A 21,153-nucleotide genomic window follows, 5' to 3' on the forward strand; every position below is an offset into this window, starting at 1 on the left:
CTATTTCTTAAATAAAACCACCTAAAATCTTAAATACAAAAAAAGAGTGGAATCCACAAATTAGTGAAATCCCACCCAAAATCTTAAATACTCAAAAAAATAAGTAAAAACATATTAAAAAGGTCCACTCATATAAATGGACCTTTATATCATAGAGAATCGGTTCTGTCAAAGACACCCAAGGACATGAAGGGCAGATGATTGCGAATAAAATCGGTCAGATCAACATCTCCTGCATAGACCTTACCAATCATAGGACCTTTGAGTTTTTGTTGGGAATCATCATCATAAACGATATGCATTTCCCATTCACTGGCATCCGCCTGCGAAAGCTCAGCGGGTTGTTTGGCATATTGCTCCAACAGATCCAAGATCTCGATGGCCAGTTCTTCACCAATTTCTTTTTCCTCTTTCCAACAAGGATAGCCTTCATGACTAATGGCATCCAATCGTACGGTTCCATCTCTTTGAATCGTCAATTTTTGTTCCACCTCATCACTGGCTTGATAAATTTGATCCGGACGACGAAGATCCGAATGAATCACAACTTGTTTGATTGACATAGACATTCCTCCCTTATTGATTCAATGAAAAATCCAAATAAACTGGATTATGATCACTATGTTTGAATTTGGCATCCACGACCTTTGCTTCTTTGACCTGGACATTCTTCGATACGATAAAACCATCGACGGTCAAGACAAAATCATCTTTTGAATACGGTCGATCCGCATTGCGACACGAAGGCACCGGATTCGTTTTATCAAAAGGGGCCACCAATTCTAACGAACTTGGCATCAAAGAGGTATCGATCGGTTTGGCCCAATCCCCCACATTTTTATCACCTTGTTTAAAAATGGCATACGAATCTTTTAATAGATCCTTGTTGAAATCACCACCAGCAATCACATACGATCCTTTTTGTACTTCTTGATCCATATCCGTAAATAACATCTTTAACTGTTTTGTCGCCGTATCCCCTTTGGTGGTATACGCTGACAGATGAACATTATAAACAATAAAACGTTTCCCATTGTCCACTTCAAATACTTGTTTGATGTAACAACGATCCAAATCCATAAATTTACTAAATCCAGTTTCAATGGGTAATGAACGTCTTGTAGCCATCGTTGACTGCACATCTGAAAAAGTTGCCATGCCCGCTTTATTTTTTCCATGCGGTGAATTCAAAGGATACAACAAATATGGACTATCATAATTCTGAGCAAAAACTGACGTATAGTCTTTTAGCCCAACCTCCAACATTTGATATTCATTCACATGATAACTTCGTGTTCCATCGACATCTACTTCTTGAAACATCGCAAAATCTGGTTTTAACGATTGAATCGTAGCAATCTCACCTTGTACATTGGTCTTGACTTCTTCTTTGGAACGAGCGCGACTATACTTTCCCCCATCCATAAAGAACGAATAATCATCACTATACGCACCAAAACCAATATTGGCACTCGAAATACGATATTGTGTATCGGTCTTCAGCGTTTTGGTTGTTGCGAACTGACTAATGGATAATTGTTGATGATCTGCCACACGATAATACGTTGCATAAACATAAATAAAATAACCTAGTACAACGACGATGCACAAAAGAAGCAGTATTCCGATGATCTTAAAAAATTTTTTCATACTGTTCCTCTTTCTGTCTCTTGTTTTATTATACCAAAAATTAGATGGACTGCATGCCTTATGAATCAATCCCACAGATCTTATGTAGTTCTAAGCATATCCTCGAATCTGCACCCAGAAAAAAGCCTTTTGTGCTTGCACAGTCCGATAAGTATTCTTTCATGATGAGCTGTCTTTGACATGTATTGAACACAATGCTTTTTCTTCTCGAAGTGTATACACAAAACATTAGACTGCATTTTAGATGATCTATTATTCTTTGCACGTTCTGATCAGATGATACCACGCTCTTTTAAAAGATGATCTAAAGAACCCTTTTTTATTTTCTTACTTGTTAAAAATATACAGGCAACCGCCTGTATATTTCTTATATGGGATTGAATTAGTTTGTGAATGAAATAGGAGAAAGAGATGCCACTAATCCAATTTCCAAATATCGTGATTGTATTGCTCGATCGTACGATCACTGGAGAAAAAACCAGCCATGGAAATATTCACAAGCGATTTTTTCATCCAACTTTCCGTATCTTGATAATCCTTGATCATCTGATTCTTGGTCGCAATATAGGATTTCAGATCCAACAGGGCCATGAACCAATCTTTATGATTCAAATCTTGATACAACCGTTGCAGACATGTTGCATCGCCAATCGTTACCATTTCATCGGAAATCAAGAAATCTAATACCGCTTTTACTTCTGCATCAATATAATCTTGTGGATGATAATCCGCATGCGCATAATGCGCAATGACCGTTTCACTGGATTGACCAAAAATATAGATATTATCTTTGCCAACTAAATTCGCAATTTCTACATTGGCTCCATCCATCGTACCAAGCGTAACAGCACCATTTAACATCAATTTCATGTTGCCAGTACCACTTGCTTCTTTGGATGCCAAAGAAATTTGTTCAGAAATATCCGCAGCCGGGATCAATTTTTCGGCTTTTGTGACATTATAATTTTCTACCATGACCACTTGGATATATTGCTTCAATAGGTCATCCTGTTCAATAATAGTTTCTACACATAAGATCGCATGAATGATATCTTTGGCTAAAATATAGGCAGGTGCTGCCTTAGCTCCAAAAATGAATGTGACCTTGTGGTTTGGACGATAACCTTTACGAATCTGCTCGATCAACCAAATAATATACAAAAGATTCATTTGTTGGCGTTTGTATTCATGCAACCGCTTGATCTGAATATCAAAGATACTATTCGGATCCATATGAATGTCTTGTGTCTTTTCGATATAGGCACACAATCTTTGTTTATTGGCATCTTTGATGGCTTTCAATTCGGTTAGATCTTCGGTTTGATCAAAAGCTACCAGCTTGGTTAATTCATCGGCATTCTTTTTAAAGCCAGGACCAATACGTTTTTCGATCCATGCGGATAAGTCAGGGTTGGTATATAGAAGCCAACGACGGAACGTGATGCCATTGGTCTTATTGTTAAATTTATCAGGATATAATTCATAAAAATTTTTCAACTCACTTGTCTTTAAGATTTCTGTATGTAAAGCCGCAACACCATTAATACTGTATCCATAATGAATATCCATGCTTGCCATATGGACATTTTGTTGATCGTCGATGATCTCGGTACCTGCTTTTGGCGGTGCAAGCATATGCAAGACTTCAATGATTGGCATCAATTGCGGCACAATATCTGCCAACGTATCATACGGCCATGTTTCCAAGGCTTCCGCCAAAATCGTATGATTGGTATACGCACACGTATGAGACACAATTTTGATGGCTTCTTTTAGACGCACACCTTCAAACATCAAACGCCGAATCAATTCCGGAATGATCATGGAAGGATGGGTATCATTGATCTGGATACATACATATTGATCCAAATGATGAAGATCATGCCCTAACTTCTTTTGTTCCCATAATATATATTGAGCAGCATTGGATACCATAAAATATTCTTGATAGACACGTAGTCTACGTCCAGCCTCGGTACTATCATCCGGATATAAGAATAGCGTCAAATTGCGATCAACTAGGCTCTCATCAAAGTCAATGCCTTCTTTGACCAAGCTTTCATCCACACCATCGAGATCAAATAAATGCAAGGTATTCACACCACTTTCATACCCCACGACATCCAGATCATAGAGATGGGAAGTCACACGGCTATGCCCAAACTCAACCGAAAAAGAAATACCGGTATCTTCTAGCCAAGACGGTTTTTTCAACCATGGATCTTTGGTTTCATATTGCTTGAGATTTTTAAATAATTGGTGAAATAAACCAAAATGATAGTTCAAGCCAATGCCATCTCCATTCAGGCCCAAAGTCGCTAAACTATCCATGAAGCATGCCGCCAAACGACCCAGACCACCATTGCCTAACGATGGTTCGTATTCCAATTCTTCGATATCACTTAATTGTTTCCCTATGCTGGATAGACACGTTTTAACATCCTCATAGATGCCTAAATTGATCAAGTTATTCGACAACAATTTGCCAATCAAGAATTCCGCTGAAATATAATAGAGCTTACGTTGCGATTGCGGATGGGAACAATGACAAATTCGCTCTTTGGTTAATTGTAATAAGGCCCCATAAATTTCTTCATTGGAACATTGATCCAATGTCTTTTCAAATTGGGCAGCCACAATATGTTCTAATTGTTCGGATACTTGCATACGTTCCTCCTGTAAACGTTTCCATTTGCAACTTTATTATACCTTTATTTCCGCCCTTTCTACTCAAAAATAAAGAAACTTGTATGCAAAAGTTTGCATTTCCTTGCATAAGACAGTATCGTATAGATATGAGTTATACCTTAAAAGACATTGCCCAAAAAGCCGGTGTATCCGTTTCTACCGTTTCCCGGACACTGCATGATCATTACTCGATCAGTGAACAAACCAAGCAAAAAGTACGCAAAGTGATGGAAGAAATGGGCTATACCGATGCCAATCGTCTCGAAGTCCGATCCATTGGTGTCATTTTTCCAAAGACAAGCCAAGACTCTTTAGAAAACCCCTTTTATCTAGAAAGTGTGCAAGGCATTGGCAAGATCTGTCTCCAACAAAACTTTCGGATCCATCTCATCACCGGATCGAACGATGCCGAATTAGAAGCTGCCATTAACATTTCCCATGCCCAAGGTTACATCTTTCTGTATTCAGAAAATAGTAAGCATCTTATTACAACGATGCAAAAACATAAGACTCCTTTTGTGATCATTGGCAAACCTAGTCACTCCAACAATAGCTCCTTGTATGTCGATACCGACAATGTAGAAGCGGGAAAGGTAGCCACTCAATATCTATTAAAATATCACCACAAACGAATTGGGTTTATTGGTGCAGGCAGTGAAGCCATCTTTTCGATTGAACGCAAAGTAGGATATATGCAAGCTTTATTGCAGGAACAAATCGAATCCCGTCCCGAATATATCTTTGATACCTTCCAAGAAGAGGCGCTTCTTGCTTTGATGAAAAATCCAGAACATCCAACCGCATGGGTATGTTGCGATGATTTGATTGCCTTAAAATTAGAGCATCTCTGTCATACATGTCACCTTCAAATTCCGAAAGATATATCTGTGATTGCTTTCAATCACTCATTAATTGGCAATCAATCCATTCCGCCTTTAACCACGATCGATATCCATGCCCAACAATTGGGAATGGAAGCCGCCAATCAATTGATCAAACATATTGATAATCCCTTTCTGGTGGCAACCAAGATCATTGTTCCCTTCTCGATCATTGAACGAGAAAGCGTAAAAAAGCCCAGATAAGCATTGACTTATCTGAGCCCGTGGAAGGTAATCGTAATTATTTATTATATTCCAAATTTAAAGTAGAGACAGGATCAAAGACATGGATCGCATGGCTTGAGAATGTGAATTGAATGTCACTGCCCATACTATAGTCATTGCCTGCCTGCAAATCAATCGTTGGCACAATGATCACACTGTCTTTTCCCAATGCATTGACATGTAAATGGATTGCACTTCCCATCATCTCCGAAACATCCACCGTTCCATGGATCATTTTGGCTGGGTCTCCTTCTAAAGTGATATGTTCCGGACGAACACCAACGATCACATCTTGTTCGGTTACATGGTTACGTGCCAAATTCGCTGATTTCTCTTTCGATAATGGCATGATGACATCCCCCACTTGCACACTGTATGTTTCTTTATCACAAAGTAGCTTTCCGTTGTATTGATTCATGGCTGGAACACCAATAAAACCAGCTACAAATAAATTGTATGGATTATCATAGACTTCCTGTGGTCGACCCACTTGTTGAATGACTCCATCTTTCATGATGACAATGCGATCACCTAAAGTCATGGCTTCCGTTTGATCATGGGTGACATAAATAAAGGTTGTCTTGATTCGTTTTCTTAATTTGATGATTTCTGCACGCATTTGATTACGTAATTTCGCATCCAAATTACTTAATGGTTCATCCATCAATAAGACCTTTGGCTCACGGACAATGGCACGACCAATCGCTACACGCTGTCTTTGTCCACCCGATAAAGCTTTGGGCTTCCGATCCAAAAATTGAGTGATATCTAAGATCTCCGCCGTTTCATTAACTTTTTTATCGATGCTTGCTTGATCCATTTTACGCATCTTTAACGGAAACTCTAGATTTTGACGAACTGTCATATGAGGATAGAGCGCATAACTTTGGAACACCATCGCAATATCACGTTCATTTGGAGCTACATCATTCATACGTTTTCCATCGATAAATAAATCACCACGAGTAATTTCTTCCAAACCGGCAACCATACGTAAGGTCGTAGATTTACCACATCCCGAAGGACCAACCAAAACGATGAATTCTTGATCATCAATATCTAAGTTAAAATCTTGTACCGCAAATACCCCTTCATCGGTCACTTTTAAATTATGTTTTTTCTTACTCTTCTTTCCAGCAGGATATACTTTTTCAATATGTTTTAAATTCACTGTCGACATGTGACTCTTCCTTCCACTTTCTATTTCGACCATATAAGTTGGTCATTTTTTTCAACTTCTTTATAATAGATTCATTGAGTTCTTTTTCTTCAAACCGCCATACCCAATTGTTTCCCAATGTACTCGGTACATTGATTCGGCCTTGATTATCCAATCCTAAAATATCGGCCATGGGAATGATGGCCCAATCCGCTACGCTTCCAAAACAACCACGAATCATGCCCCAATTGTAGCCTTCCTTTTCATCCAAATGGAGATAATCAATGGCTTGTTGCACATTTTCTGGACTTGCTGAATGCATCCAACCCAGCACGGTATCATTATCGTGTGTGCCCGGATAGACAACACAATGCCTTGTATAAGAATGAGGGTAATATCCATTTCCTGTATCGCGATCATCAAACGCAAACTGCAAGATCTTCATGCCTGGATATCCCACTTGTTGGACCAGTTCATACACATCCGGTGTCAAAAAGCCGAGGTCTTCGGCAATGATATTTAGATTACCTAACACATCATGAATGGCATCAAATAAACCAATCCCTGGTCCTTTTTCCCAATGGCCATTGCGTGCAGTCTGATCCTTTGCGGGAATCGCATAATAGCCCGCAAAACCACGGAAATGATCAATGCGCAAGACATCCACAAAACGCATTTGATGCGCAATGCGATCGATCCACCATTGATAGCCATCTTTTTTCATTCGCTCCCAATCAAATAATGGGTTACCCCATAATTGTCCATCTTCACTAAAAGCATCGGGTGGACAGCCGGCAACAAAATCGGGCTTGCCAGTTTCATTCAACAAGAACTGTTCCGGATGGCTCCAAACATCGACACTATCCATTGACACATAAATCGGAATATCCCCAATGATCTGCACATGATGCAGATTGGCATAGGCTTTCATTGTGGCATATTGTTGAAAAAAGAAATATTGAATTCCTTTCCAAGTACGAATGGCCGATGTATGCTCTTTCTGGATTTGTTCTAACGCTTGTGGCTCTCGATTACGCAGCTTGGCTGGCCATGTCAAAAAAGATTGACCCGCATGTAATTCTTTGATTGTCATGAATAAGGCATAATCATCCAACCAAGCCGCTTCGGCTTGGCAGAAAACATCAAAGGCCGGATCATCCAATCGCGCTACGGCTTTTTTTAAAACTTCAAAACGATGATTAAATAATTTAGCATATTCTATTCGCTGTGGATCTTTTCCCCAATCCAACGAATCATATTCCTCTTGCAGCAAAAGTCCCTGATCTTTCAACGTATCCAAATCGATGAAATAAGGATTGCCTGCATAAGAAGAAAAGGATTGATAAGGAGAATCTCCATAACTTGTAGGTCCGATTGGTAAGATTTGCCAATAGGATTGTTTGGTTTGTTCTAAAAAATCAATGAAGTCTCTGGCTGCTTGTCCTAAAGTACCAATTCCATAAGGACTAGGTAAAGAGAAGATCGGACATAAAATTCCAGCACTTCGTTTCATAAGCACCCCTTTCTAACGAAAGTTTATTTTCGATTCGCAACTGTTTTTCCTTGAATGATCTCAAAGGGAATACATTCATGTTCAGCTGCTTTATGATAGTTCATTCGTAATAAAATATTTTCTGCCGCATTTTTCGACATTTTTTCGATATCTTGATAAATAGTTGTTAATCGGGGAATACAATATTGACCCAAATCAATACCATCAAAACCAATGACCGAAATATCTTTTGGCACATCCAATTGATGGTCTTTGATGCATCGCAAAGCCCCAATCGCAATGGTATCTGCCAAGGCAAAGACGGCCGTGATATCTGGATGACGGGTCAATAAAGTGTTCATGGCTGTATAGCCACCATCAAACGAATACCGCCCCGGTTCATAGAACGTTTCATCAAAATAAATGTTTTGTTTCTGCATTTGCTTAGCAGCACCTGCCAATCGGTCATTGGCCGTATGCGAATTTGGATTTCCACCAATCACACCAATCTGGGTGTGGCCATGATCGATCAAATATTGGATTGCAAAGGCACCTGCGCGCAAATTATCGGTTGTATATGAAGAAACATAAGGATTTTGAACATGTTTGGCATCATTGGTCAATAAGACCGAAGGAACATCGGCATCTTTAAAATATTGATCATAATGCTCCAAACTACCTCCTAAAAAGATGAATCCTTTTGGCTTTTTTTCTATATACACTCGATAGGCAGTTTCGACTTCGTCATCATTTTCATCTAAATAATAGATGGATACTTCTTGTTCGGCAGCAGCTAAACTGGCTTGCAGTTGTTCCAATAGTTCTGAAAAGAACATATTGGCATATCCTTTAATGATGATGGCAATGATATTGCTCGATTTTAATTTCATTAATTTTGCGTTCGTATTGGGTTGATAGTTTTCTTGTTCGATCACCTTTTGAATCGCATCTTTCGCTTTATCTGAAACATCCGGATGGTGATTGATCACACGAGAAACCGTACCAATACTGTAACCACTTAATTTCGCAATATCTTTGATTGTCGCCATATACCTGCCTCCTCAAAACGACTAAATATAATTCTAACCTTTCACAGCACCGGCTGCAACGCCCTTGATAATGTATTTTTGCGCACTGAGATAGAATACGATGACAGGAATAACAGCTAATATCAAGGAGGCCATGATGGCTCCCATGTCGACTCGACCATAACTTCCCTTCATATACTGAATCGCAATCGATAATGTTTTGAATCGATTCAGATCCAAAACCAAATATGGCAATAGGAAGTCATTCCAGATCCACATCGTTTCCAAGATACCAACCGAAATATACGTTGGTTTCATGATTGGCAATACGATCTTAAAGAAGGTCTGTAGTGGCGTGCATCCATCAATCATCGCTGCTTCTTCGATCTCGATTGGTATGGATTTGACAAATCCACAGAACATAAAGACAGCCAAACCGGCGCCAAAACCTAAATATATAATGATGATGCCCCAAGGTGTAACCAAGCCTAAGATATTGGCAATTTTACTTAATGTAAACATGACCATTTGGAAAGGGACGACCATAGAGAACACACATAAGATATAAATAGATTTTGTGATGCGATTGGTTACACGCGTAATGAACCAAGCACACATACTTGTACAAATCAGGATCACAAGAACACTGCCTACGGTGATAAACACGGTCCAACCGACAGCTTTGAGTAAGTCATAGGATGTAATGGCTTCTTGATAGTTTTCCAAACCGATAAAGTTATCCACATTTGGTAGTGTAAATGGTTCCTGTGAGATCCATACTTTACTCTTGAATGAGTTAAATAAAACAATCAATACAGGCATCACCCACCAAATCGAAATGAAAGTAAGAATACCCGTACCTAAATAACTTTTGGCTTTCTTGCTCATATTATTGTTGCACCTCCTTGCTGCGGGTTGCACGCAATTGGATCAAACCAATACCAACCACAATGATAAAGAAGATCACAGCTTTGGCTTGACCTACACCTTCGAATCCACTTCGTCCATAGAATGTATTGAAGATGTTCAAAGCCATTAATTCACTCATCTTGCCGGGTTCACCAGCTGTCAAAGCTAAGTTTTGATCAAACAATTTGAAACCATTGGTGATCGATAAGAACGTACAAATCGTAATGGATGGCATCATCATCGGGATGGTGACCTTAAACAATTTTTGTCGATTGGTGGCTCCATCAATTTCAGCGGCTTCCAAGACATCCCCTGGAATCGACTGCAAACCAGCAATATAGATGATCATCATATATCCAATTTGTTGCCAACATACCAAGATGACCAAGCCCCAGAAGCCTAGACGTGCATCCAAATTCAAAGCCATATCATATTTCGATAAAATACCTGCAAAAATCAATTGCCAAATATAACCCAAAACAATACCACCAATCAGGTTTGGCATAAAAAATATCGTACGGAAAATATTGGTTCCTTTTAATTTCTGAGTCAAAGCCATGGCCAACGCAAAAGCAACCACATTGATGATGACCAACGTTACAATGGCGAATGCACAAGTCAACCAGAAGGAATGTTGAAAGATCTTATCACCAAATGCCTTTGCATAATTGCTCAAACCAATGAATCTAGCATCTGTCACCGTTGTAAACTTACAAAAAGATAAATAGATACCCATGATAAATGGAATCACAAATCCAATCGCAAAAGCAGCCATGGTCGGTAACACAAAGATCGGCCAATACTTTTTAATGTTTCTTCCCATAGTGTCTCCTTTCTTTTTAAAAAGCGGCAAGCGATTGAACATCACTTACCGCTATCGTGTTATTATTCGCTATCCTTTGTAGCTGCAGCTTCTGTCTTCCATCCATCAACGAATGCAGAAACAACTTTGTTCCAATTTTCATCCGTTTGCTTAGCAGCATATGTTGTCAAAGCAGAACCAACGCCATTTTTCCATTCTTCACTAGGCATTGTCGTAAAGTTCCAAGTGACCGGTGCTTTACCTTTCTTGTCATATTTAGCTGCACAGTTTACCAAGTAATTCGAAGATTTTAAGTTCTTCTTGAATGGAATATTGAATCCCATGCCATCTTTTCCACTTGGCATTGCTTTATCGCCACCACATAATGCATTCAAACCAGTCTTAGAAGTAACACACCAATTCATGAAATCCAAAGTTGCATCGATATCTTCTTGACTTGCTTTACTATTTACACACCAGTAGTTTTCTGTTCCTGTACATAATCCTTCGTTCTTATCATCAACATCAAAGTAAATAGGAATCATCGCTAAGTTCTCATCCCCGATATCTTTGATATCGTTATAAGCCCAAGTACCATTTTGATAGAATACAGCTTTATTGGTTACGAATTCAGCCGTGGCATCATCACCCGTCTTGCTTGACAATTGTGTTGGCTTGCAAGTGGCATTATTAATGTAAAGATCCCACAAATTACGATAGTTATCTAAATATGTACCCTTAATGGCATCTGTATTGGAAATACCATCTTGTTTATATTCATAGTAAATAGGTAAATTAGCTAAATGTGTCTTGAAACGCCAATCACTCGATTTATCCATACCAGCGGAAGTAAAGGCGCTGAATCCCAATTTCTTTTTATGTTTTGTGATATCTTCAGCTACTTTTTTCAAAGAGTCATAACTCTTGATATCACTAACTGAATACCCTGCTTTTTTCAACAATTTCTTATTGACGATCAAACCATACGATTCGGTTACATAACCGATACCGGCCATCTTATCGCCATCCATCAAAGCATAATCTTTACTCGTCAATTGTTTTGCGATCTTGGATCCGCTCAAGTCGTAACAATAATCTTTCCAACTTGCTAATCCCACTGGACCATTGACTTGGAATAACGTTGGCATCTTCTTTTTAGCCATTTCTGATTTCAATGTTGATTCATACTGACCACTCGCTGCCGTTAATACCGTTACTTTGACACCTGTCTTTTTGGTGTACAACTTCGCTAATTCTTTCCACTGCTTATCAGCTTCCGGTTTGAAGTTCAAATAATAAACTTCTCCTTTTGAAGATGATTTGGCTTGTACTGGCGTTGAAACTCCAGCACTTGCACCCGCAAACATAGCAACGGAAAGAGCTCCACACATAAACTTTTTCAATACGTTTTTCATGATCTTCCTCCTCATACTCTCTACGTTTCTGTAATCGTTTCCGTTAACGTTTACATTTTCTATCTCTATAGTATTGTAAACGTTTCCAAAAATCAATAAGAAAATAAAAAAAATCGTAGAAAATTAAATTTCTACGATCGTATATCCATATCCATTGATCAATGTCGTTCCCGATGGATGATGTCGAACCCGTTCAAAAGAACCATATTCCAGATGACAATGTCCATAAAACATATAGGCCGGATGATATTGATCTAAAAAATCATTAAAACACGCAAAACCTTGATGCATCATATCTTCCAAATCGCCATAGCCCATACAAGGCGCATGACTCACAAAGATATCGATGCCCTTTTGTTTACGAATCTTTCGACGCAGCTTTTTGATTCGCTTTTCCATTTCCTTTTCATCAAACAACCAAGCCTGTTCATACAAACCAAAAGCACCACCCAATCCTGCAATTCGTAAACCATGTGTTTGAATGATGTCATCATCCAAACAGATACAACCTTCTGGTTCTTTTCCGAGATCATGGTTGCCATGTACATAATACAACGGACGTGAAAACATCGTGACCAAATATTCCAAATAGGAAGCATGCAGATCCCCACAAGAAAGAATCAGATCAATCGGATGCATTTGACGAAAGGATGTAGCATTCCATAAGGCAGGTGACTCGATATCCGAAATCACTAAAATACGAGTCATTGAGGAATCCCTCCGATCACATTTTCATTGAGCCAACGCATTTGAATGATTTCATCTTGACTCCATCGCGCATCTTGTCGATGACGAATCAAGCCCTTTTGACTATGGATTTCTCCATCAAATGGATGAATATTTCCTTTGATCATCGCTTGTTTCAAATCATAAATGAGATTTTGCGTAGGATATGGCACATGCTCCGAAATGATCAAATCGATGATACCACTGTCCATGCCCCACCAATTGTTGTGGCCACGCACCGCTTTTTCACCCCGATCCAAGATATGTTGGATCAATAAAACATAATATTTGCCCCAATGCACGATTGGCATTGCCAAATTGACGATCGTATCGCCTTGCTTTTGATAGATACCAAATTCCCGGGATGTATTGTCCCAACAAATGGAATCTGGCCCCGAAATCACATCCGCCAATACATCCTTCGATGCATAGCTCCAATCCAAATACACTTTGACTTGAGGATCGATCATGCCCGCTCCAATCGCAAACGCATTGATGTTTGGAATATCGCCATATATCGGATATTCCGATTGATAGAGAATACAATGGGTCTGGGACATCGAAGCCGCAATCATGCCCAATAAGAACTTGGCTTCATACAAGCGAGAATAGAAAGTATGCACATTGGTCTTTTGGAGCAAAACAGAACAATTCATAAAATGAATCGATAGATACTCCAAAGAAAGCTTATATGTCGCTAACAATTGCCGCGGACTGATACTGATCACGATATCGATTTGTTTGGCAATCGTAGGTACAATATCTTCCATCCTTCCATCATACATGTGGGTCTTGACCACGCCCCCAAAATAGGTTTCCATATACAATCGACCCAATTCATGATCATGGATCCAAGTGGATGATTCCATCGACGAATCGGCAATAAAAGCAATCCGTAATGGATAGCTCACACTATACTTTTTATTAAATAAAGAGACTTTTCGATACATTTCCGGTTTATTGATCCATTCTGGCTGGACTTGGTGTCCATCCAGTAGTCGCTGGATCTTTTCTTTGTCTTTGGCCCCATCCAGACCATAAAGTTGACAAGCCAATAAAAAGACATCGGATTGCACATCATAGCTAGCTGGATACAAGGAACAAAAGAGATGAAATGCACTACGCACATGGTCAATGGTTTCGCCATCCCATGGATGTGTAAGATCTTTATTCAAACACTTGGCAAAAGCGATATAACTACCAACCTGAGTAAAATAGAGATCATTGATCTGGGTGACAGCGTAAAAATCAACATATTCATGATCAATTTGAGTTTCATCTTTCTTTTCCGGCAAGATACGAGTCACATGGGCACGCATGGATGGCATCCCCACATATTTTGCAATCGAGACGCGTTTATTTCCTTCCTGGACATAAAAAAGACGACGATATTCGAACACCTGAATCGGATCACGAATGCCTTCTGCCAATTGGGAATCATAGAGATTTTCCCACTTCATCGCAAATTCGCTATCTTCGTCCAAAAGGGGCATAAAGCCTGGCGCAAACGCGGACACACGACCTCGTGTTTTCGTACCGACGATTCGATTGGTTGGAATATCGATACAACCCAAATAGGACCGATCCAATCGATCGATGGCATCTATGGTTTCATCTAAAACAAGCAATTGGCCTTGTTTTAGATTTTTTTCACCCATTTTTTTGGCTTTACTGTATTCTTTCATACCTTTCCTTTTCAAAACAAACGCAACTGATTGGAAATGATCGAATGAGGTTCCACCTCAATGATCGTATCATTGGGCTGTACATGCCCAATCAATAACGGTGAATACGGATCATGGAAAGCTTGATTTTGTTTGACTAACGTTTGATTTTCATTCGCATAACAATACAAACAACCATGTCCACATGTATTATAGGCACCGATATCATTTTGAAGCAAACACCGACAGCCTTTCCGTGCATAGGTTGTTGGTGGTTTTAAACGAATGTGAAAAGCATCTTCCAATACAGCCTGACTCATACATCCGGATGTATCAATGCCATACTTCGATAATCCCTTTTCCATACAAGCATATACTTTCATATCGTATGAGGAAGCGATGGATACAAAAGCTTGGCTGATCCTTTTTTGATCATCCAGAGATACTTCCTGAATATTGGGAAAATTGCGTTTGGTCTTCGCATAGAGATCAATAAAACTAATGATCACATGATGGGTATAGCCCGACAAGGCTTTACACAATTGTGCAAACGCTCGAATATGGAATTCCACCGTATAGGTTTCATTCAACAAGATGGGATCATAGCGCCAAGCCATATGCTCGCTTCCAATCCTATCCGATAATTCGCGCATCGATTGTAAGACCCATCGTTTATTTTGAATATTCGGTTCAATCTCTTTCCCATAAGGGGTCAAAGTCACCATCCAATACATGCGATACGATGATAATTTTTCAAACTGTTGGAACATGGGACGCGGATTCTTGGTACAGAAACAAAGCAGATCGACCACTTCGGGATGAAGGTCATATCGATAAATTTTATGAGGATCATAGGGACTACGACTCAAAACATAGCCAGCCTCAATACGATGATAAAACCAAGACGCATAGAATGCCGGAATGTCGGTGCGATTGCCCGTATTAATGATCATGTCTACCTCTTTTCTATAACGTTTTATAGTGGACGATGATGTCTTCATAGGTCCCATCATCCAATGCAAACCCATTTGGTATCGTACCCAATTGAACAAAGCCTAATTCCTGATAGAGATGCAATGCAGCCGCATTTGTAGCAACAACAGCATTGAACTGTAAAATGCGAAAGCCCAGTCGCTTGGCTTGGTGCATACAATCTTGGACCAATTGCTTCCCAATATGTTTTCCTCGCTGATCTGTCTTGACCGCATACGATGCGTTACAAATATGACCACACCGCCCAACATTATTCGGATGCAAAATATACATACCGACAATTTGGCCATCATCAACGGCTACACCGGTATAGCTTTGCGATGAAAAGAAAGTATAGCCCTCTTTTTCATCCAAGAGATCTTTTTGGGGAAAGGCCACGCCTTGTTTGACGACTTCATTCCATATGTCTACGACTGCTTTTGTATCTGCTTTTTTAAATTTTCGTATTTCCATTTTATAACCTATACTTTCGAATAAATAAGACAACCATCTTTTGAAGTTGATTCAAACCAATGACCTCGATGGGCAAATGGCCAGCGCCTTCTAAAAGAACTCGATATTTATCGGCACCAATCCGCTCAAAAAAAGACATGGAATCCGCCAAATCGATCCATTGATCCCTTTCTGGCTGTGCCAATAGGATTGGCACTCGATATTCTTCGGGTGGACACAATGTAGGATGAGCCAAGGTATGTAAGAATTCATGCGTGACTCTTGCGCCTGCGGATTGTTCATCTTCACTCAGCAACTGACAAACCGTGGGATTGTTGGATATCGTGCTCGTATCAATTACGCGTTTGATCTTCAAAGCATGTCGTCGCAACAAGCGTGCATGCTTTTCAAAAACCGGATCGGTCCAAACATCGTTCCCTACATTTTTATCATTGAGATCTAACAAATGGGTCACGATGACACCTCGAATTTGCGGACAAAGTGCCCCCAATTGATACGCCAACATGCCGGACAAACCCAATCCCATCAAAAAGGTATTTTCAATTTCTGTCTGTTCGATCAATTTTTGACAACAAGCCAACCAGTCTTCATAAGTCGCTTGTTTGACATTGGACTGACCAAAAAAAGGTAGATCCGGACAAATCACCCGATATCCCAGGCGATAAAAAGGTATCGCTAAAAAAGACAACATCCGGCCATTCGCAATCAAGCCATGGAGGATAATGATCGTTCCTTTAAAGTAGCGGGGTTGGTAAATATCCACATGCATATGGACATCATGATAATAAATATACTCTTCTTGGCAATGGATATCCGAAGTCATTCGATTCCGTAGAGGCAAATGATCTTGAAAAGCTTGCCAACTTGGATACGCTTTCATACGCTTATGATATCATTCTTTTGCCGTAAATGCTTGTGCGATCGTATCGATCGAGCTGCAAGCCAACTGATTGACCTCTTCTTGACCGGAACAAACTATGGCAATATCAGTCAACATACGCAAATGATCTCTCTCTTTGGCTGCTAAGGCAATGACCATCTTTACGATTTGATCATCCCAGATAGTTCCCTGTGGAAACGCCATGATAGCCATTCCAGAATGATGAACGGTATCTGACTGTCCATGCGGAATGGCCAAGCCAAAACCAACGACAGTTTCATACATCTTTTCGGTTGCCAACATAGCATCTGTATATGCTTGATCGGTATAGCCACTTTGACATAACCGATTTCCTAATTCCTGGATGATGACCGTTTTTGATTTGGGTTCCGTTTCTATTGATATATTTTCTTTTAATAGTTCTTCCATCATTGCCTCCAAATTCCTGAAACTGCCAAGCGTTTTCCTGCTTCTTGAATGCGATTGATATCTTCGACCAAAGCCAAACGCACATAGCGCATGCCTTGAGCACCAAATGATTGACCAGGTGTCACCACAATACCGGTCTTCTTTAAAAGATCTTTCACAAACGCATTGGAATCTGCATACACATCCGGAATCGGAGCCCACGCAAACATGGTGCCTGCTGAGGCAGGAATGGTCCAACCAGCTTGACCAAAATATTTCACCAACGCATTGCGTCGATCTTCATAAGCTTGTCGCGTTGCTTGGATGGCCTCTTGACAGTGATCTAAGGCTTCGATACCGGCATATTGGACCGGCAAGAAAACACCATAATCCATATTGGATTTTAATTTCCGATACAAACTGACCATTTCTTTATTACCAACAACAAAGCCAAGACGAGCGCCTGCTAAACCGAAGGTCTTCGATAAGGAATTCAATTCAATGCCCACATCCATGGCCCCATCGAACGATAAGAAACTTTTTCCAACTTTGCCATCGAAGACCAATTCACTATAGGCATTATCATGGATGACCATCAGATCATATTGTTTCGCAAAATCGATCAATTCTTCATAAAAAGAATCCGGTGCAATCGCACAAGTTGGATTATTCGGATACGAAATGATCAATAGTTTTGCTTGTTTGGCCACCTCGGGATCGATATCTTTCAGATCCAACACAAAGTCATTTTCGGCTTTTAAGGGCATATAAGATACCTTGCAAGAGGCAATTTTAGGTCCATCTTGAAAGATTGGATAACAAGGATCGGGCACCAAGACCAAATCCCCTGGATCACATAATGCCAGACAAATCGTACTCAACGCTTCTTGCGAACCCGATGTACAAATGATTTGATCCGTATCGAGATCAACGCCATATCGATTGTGATACCACTTTTGCACCGTGGTCAACATCTCTGGTAATTCACTGATCGCATATTTAAAATTGGCGGGTCGTTGGATTTGCGTCACCATCTCTTCAACGATAGAATCCACTGGTGGAATATTCGGTGACCCAATCGAAAAATCAATCGTATCTTTCCCGGTTTTTTCGGTATATTCTTGTTTCATGATCTTCAATTCGGTAAAGATCGACGTACCGAATTCATTCATTTTTTTCGCTTTGTACATACTACATCTCCCCATTGGTTCTTATTATAACGCAGATACATCGATATCTCTATCTTTGGTACAATCATCTATTTAGATATTTATCTAAATAGATATTGACAACCATTCTTTAAGTAACGATAATATATGTAGATATGTTGAAAACAAACACATTCAAAGCCCTCGCTGATCCGGTCCGAAGAAAAATTTTAGAATTGTTGAAACACGGACCCATGCGTGCAGGGGATATCAGTTCTCGTTTTGAACTGACTCCGGCAACTGTTTCCTATCATTTGAAAATATTGAAACAAGCCGATCTGATTTTTGAATCCCACGAAAAAAATTTTATCTATTATCAATTGAACACATCCGTCTTGGAAGAGCTTTTCCTTTGGATTGCAAATTTAGAAGGAGGTACACATGCTCAAAACAAATAAACGGACCCTGATCCTGACTAGCTTGCTGACTTTACTTCCCTTAGGTATCGGCCTCTATGCATGGAATCAACTACCCGATCCTATGGCCACCCATTTTGATATCCATGGTATGGCTAATGGCTACAGTTCCAAACCCTTTGCGATTTTCTTTCTACCGCTTTTCTTATTGGGCATCCAATGGTTTTGTATTTTCATCACCTTTGCTGATCCCCGGAAACAAAATATCAGTTCCAAGATCTTTACGCTCATCCTTTGGATCATTCCCATCATTTCCTTGATCACCGGTTTATCGGTATATGCCTATAACTTGGGCTATTCCATCCCAATCGAGATCAGCTCGGAAATCCTCATTGGCCTTTTGTTGCTTATCCTAGGAAATTATCTACCCAAGACAAAACAAAACTATACCATTGGGATCAAGCTTCCATGGACCTTGGATAATGAAGAAAACTGGAATCGGACCCATCGCTTGGCCGGTTTTGTATGGGTCATGGGTGGAATCGTGATTTTGATAAGTGCACTACTCCATTTTCATTCCTTCTATTTCCTATTTGCTGTATTGATTCTCACCATAATCATTCCTTGTGTCTATTCGTATTGGCTCTATACCCATTAAAAAGGTTCCGCTCAAAGACGGAACCTTATTCTTTTGCCCAATTTCGACAACGAGCAACCGCTTTTTTCCAACCCGCAATTTGTTTCTTGGACTGATCTAAAGTCATGACCGGTGTGAATAATTTATCCAATTGCCAATTGGCACGTATTTCTTCTTGATCTTGCCAATATCCAGTCGCTAAACCTGCTAAATAAGCAGCCCCCATTGCTGTTGTTTCAACACATTTTGGACGCAAAACGGGTGCTCGACAGATATCAGTCTGCATTTGACATAATAGATTATTGGCGCAAGCGCCCCCATCCACTTTTAATTGTCCCAAAGACACATTTGCATCGGCTTCCATAGCCCGAATGACATCATTAACCTGATAGGCCATGGATTCCAACGTAGCCCGAATGATATGGTTCTTATTTACACCCCGCGTCAGGCCAATGATCATACCACGCGCATAAGGATCCCAATATGGTGCACCCAACCCAGTAAAGGCGGGTACCACATAACAACCATTGGTATCATGTACTTTTTTGGCATAGTATTCACTATCCACACTGGATTCAATCAACCGCATTTCATCGCGAAGCCATTGAATGGCTGCTCCAGCCACAAAAATGGATCCTTCCAACGCATAGGTGATTTCATCATGCAATCCCCACGCAATGGTTGTAACCAAACCATTTTGGCTTACAACAGGATGGTTTCCCGTATTCATCAATAAAAAACCACCCGTTCCGTAGGTATTTTTCACATCACCAATATCAAAACAAGCTTGTCCAAACAAAGCACATTGTTGGTCTCCTGCGGCACCGGCAATCGGAATTTGTGCCCCTAAAAACGAAGCATCCGTGTATCCATAGATACAACTGGAAGGTTTTGGCGTTGGCAACATTTGTTCCGGTATATCCAATAGCTTTAAGAGATCGGTATCCCATTTCAAAGTATGAATATTGAACATCATTGTACGGGAAGCATTGGAATAATCGGTCACATGCACACGGCCTTTGGTCAATTTCCAGATTAGCCACGTTTCCACCGTTCCGAATAAAAGTTGACCGGCTTCGGCTTTTTGGCGCGCATCCGATACATGGTCTAAGATCCATTTCAATTTTGTACCCGAAAAATACGGATCAATCAATAACCCCGTTTTTTCACGAATCATCTCCAAAAGACCTTGGGCTTTTAGAGAGTCACAATATTCAGCTGTTCGACGACATTGCCAAACAATGGCATGATAAATGGGTTCCCCCGTTTCCTTATCCCAAACCAAGGTCGTTTCTCTTTGATTGGTGATGCCAATCGAGACAATTTGGGAAGCTTCCGCATTGATCTTTTGCATGGCTTCGACCGCTACACTGATTTGCGTGGCCCAAATTTGATTGGCATCATGCTCCACCCATCCGGGACGAGGATAATATTGAGGAAATTCCCGTTGGGCGACCGAACAAATTTTTCCTTTCTTATTGAATAGAATGCATCGATTGGAAGTCGTACCTGCATCCAATGCCATTACATATTTTTCCATAAAACTCTCCTTACAACCGCTTACATTATAGCACTTTCG

The 21,153-nt window shown here is 40.1% G+C and carries 20 protein-coding genes; 3 read left to right on the plus strand and 17 right to left on the minus strand.

The window, feature by feature from the left end; genetic code table 11:
* Positions 1 to 149 precede the first annotated feature (149 nt).
* The 3 genes from EDX97_RS09605 to EDX97_RS09615 all read right to left on the minus strand — a co-directional run bounded on the left by EDX97_RS09605 (position 150) and on the right by EDX97_RS09615 (position 4,317).
* Positions 150 to 563: a hypothetical protein gene (locus EDX97_RS09605; protein ID WP_128520949.1), complete on the minus strand. Its 414-nt coding sequence runs from the start codon at positions 561 to 563 to the stop codon at positions 150 to 152.
* Positions 564 to 576: 13 nt separating this feature from the next.
* Positions 577 to 1,650, minus strand: coding sequence for an endonuclease/exonuclease/phosphatase family protein (locus EDX97_RS09610; protein ID WP_128520950.1), 1,074 nt, complete (start codon positions 1,648 to 1,650; stop codon positions 577 to 579).
* 417 nt (positions 1,651 to 2,067) lie between these two features.
* The gene (locus tag EDX97_RS09615; RefSeq protein WP_128520951.1) at positions 2,068 to 4,317 is read right to left on the minus strand and encodes a glycogen/starch/alpha-glucan phosphorylase; all 2,250 of its coding nucleotides are present in this window, start codon (positions 4,315 to 4,317) and stop codon (positions 2,068 to 2,070) included.
* A gap of 128 nt (positions 4,318 to 4,445) precedes the next feature.
* On the opposite strand from EDX97_RS09615, the gene EDX97_RS09620 reads away from it, so the two are divergent.
* Positions 4,446 to 5,423, plus strand: a complete 978-nt coding sequence (locus EDX97_RS09620) for a LacI family DNA-binding transcriptional regulator (protein ID WP_183164338.1) — start codon at positions 4,446 to 4,448, stop codon at positions 5,421 to 5,423.
* 37 nt (positions 5,424 to 5,460) lie between these two features.
* Here EDX97_RS09620 and EDX97_RS09625 read toward each other — a convergent pair whose 3' ends face one another.
* The 13 genes from EDX97_RS09625 to EDX97_RS09685 form a co-directional block, all read right to left on the minus strand.
* The gene (locus tag EDX97_RS09625) at positions 5,461 to 6,624 is read right to left on the minus strand and encodes an ABC transporter ATP-binding protein (protein ID WP_128520953.1); all 1,164 of its coding nucleotides are present in this window, start codon (positions 6,622 to 6,624) and stop codon (positions 5,461 to 5,463) included.
* Positions 6,596 to 8,116 (minus strand): 4-alpha-glucanotransferase, encoded by a 1,521-nt coding sequence (gene malQ, locus EDX97_RS09630; protein ID WP_128520954.1) that lies wholly within the window; start codon positions 8,114 to 8,116, stop codon positions 6,596 to 6,598. The genes EDX97_RS09625 and malQ overlap by 29 nt, the downstream gene beginning before the upstream one ends.
* Positions 8,117 to 8,139: 23 nt before the next feature.
* A complete protein-coding gene (locus tag EDX97_RS09635) occupies positions 8,140 to 9,144 on the minus strand; it encodes a LacI family DNA-binding transcriptional regulator (protein ID WP_128520955.1) in 1,005 nt (334 codons plus the stop codon).
* 33 nt (positions 9,145 to 9,177) lie between these two features.
* Entirely contained in the window at positions 9,178 to 10,011 is an 834-nt protein-coding gene (locus EDX97_RS09640) for a carbohydrate ABC transporter permease (RefSeq protein ID WP_128520956.1), read from the minus strand.
* Position 10,012: 1 nt separating this feature from the next.
* Complete coding sequence (locus EDX97_RS09645; RefSeq protein WP_128520957.1) at positions 10,013 to 10,855, minus strand: carbohydrate ABC transporter permease; 843 nt, start codon at positions 10,853 to 10,855, stop codon at positions 10,013 to 10,015.
* A gap of 62 nt (positions 10,856 to 10,917) precedes the next feature.
* The gene (locus tag EDX97_RS09650) at positions 10,918 to 12,249 is read right to left on the minus strand and encodes an ABC transporter substrate-binding protein (protein WP_128520958.1); all 1,332 of its coding nucleotides are present in this window, start codon (positions 12,247 to 12,249) and stop codon (positions 10,918 to 10,920) included.
* A 123-nt stretch (positions 12,250 to 12,372) separates the two neighbouring features.
* Complete coding sequence (locus EDX97_RS09655; protein WP_128520959.1) at positions 12,373 to 12,957, minus strand: metallophosphoesterase family protein; 585 nt, start codon at positions 12,955 to 12,957, stop codon at positions 12,373 to 12,375.
* Complete coding sequence (locus tag EDX97_RS09660; RefSeq protein ID WP_128520960.1) at positions 12,954 to 14,660, minus strand: BMP family ABC transporter substrate-binding protein; 1,707 nt, start codon at positions 14,658 to 14,660, stop codon at positions 12,954 to 12,956. Before EDX97_RS09660 ends, EDX97_RS09655 begins: the two co-directional genes overlap by 4 nt.
* A gap of 11 nt (positions 14,661 to 14,671) precedes the next feature.
* Positions 14,672 to 15,592 (minus strand): DUF1848 domain-containing protein, encoded by a 921-nt coding sequence (locus EDX97_RS09665; protein ID WP_128520961.1) that lies wholly within the window; start codon positions 15,590 to 15,592, stop codon positions 14,672 to 14,674.
* Positions 15,593 to 15,605: 13 nt separating this feature from the next.
* Positions 15,606 to 16,085 (minus strand): GNAT family N-acetyltransferase, encoded by a 480-nt coding sequence (locus EDX97_RS09670; protein WP_128520962.1) that lies wholly within the window; start codon positions 16,083 to 16,085, stop codon positions 15,606 to 15,608.
* A gap of 1 nt (position 16,086) precedes the next feature.
* A complete protein-coding gene (locus EDX97_RS09675) occupies positions 16,087 to 16,965 on the minus strand; it encodes an alpha/beta fold hydrolase (RefSeq protein WP_128520963.1) in 879 nt (292 codons plus the stop codon).
* Between the two features lie 12 nt (positions 16,966 to 16,977).
* Positions 16,978 to 17,394 carry a PTS mannitol transporter subunit IIA gene (locus EDX97_RS09680; RefSeq protein ID WP_183164339.1) on the minus strand — a complete coding sequence of 139 codons (417 nt, stop codon included), beginning with the start codon at positions 17,392 to 17,394 and terminating at the stop codon, positions 16,978 to 16,980.
* The gene (locus EDX97_RS09685) at positions 17,394 to 18,563 is read right to left on the minus strand and encodes a pyridoxal phosphate-dependent aminotransferase (RefSeq protein WP_128520965.1); all 1,170 of its coding nucleotides are present in this window, start codon (positions 18,561 to 18,563) and stop codon (positions 17,394 to 17,396) included. Before EDX97_RS09685 ends, EDX97_RS09680 begins: the two co-directional genes overlap by 1 nt.
* Before the next feature lie 134 nt (positions 18,564 to 18,697).
* Here EDX97_RS09685 and EDX97_RS09690 point away from each other — a divergent pair, with 134 nt between their 5' ends.
* Together EDX97_RS09690 and EDX97_RS09695 are read left to right on the plus strand one after the other, a co-directional pair.
* Entirely contained in the window at positions 18,698 to 18,979 is a 282-nt protein-coding gene (locus EDX97_RS09690) for an autorepressor SdpR family transcription factor (protein ID WP_128520966.1), read from the plus strand.
* Positions 18,963 to 19,595: an SdpI family protein gene (locus EDX97_RS09695; RefSeq protein WP_128520967.1), complete on the plus strand. Its 633-nt coding sequence runs from the start codon at positions 18,963 to 18,965 to the stop codon at positions 19,593 to 19,595. The genes EDX97_RS09690 and EDX97_RS09695 overlap by 17 nt, the downstream gene beginning before the upstream one ends.
* Positions 19,596 to 19,620: 25 nt before the next feature.
* Here EDX97_RS09695 and glpK read toward each other — a convergent pair whose 3' ends face one another.
* On the minus strand, positions 19,621 to 21,114 hold the full coding sequence (glpK, locus tag EDX97_RS09700; RefSeq protein WP_128520968.1) for a glycerol kinase GlpK: 1,494 nt from the start codon (positions 21,112 to 21,114) through the stop codon (positions 19,621 to 19,623).
* Positions 21,115 to 21,153 lie beyond the last annotated feature (39 nt).

The sequence above is a fragment of the Absicoccus porci genome (genome assembly GCF_003725415.1).
Classification (GTDB): domain Bacteria; phylum Bacillota_I; class Bacilli_A; order Erysipelotrichales; family Erysipelotrichaceae; genus Absicoccus; species Absicoccus porci.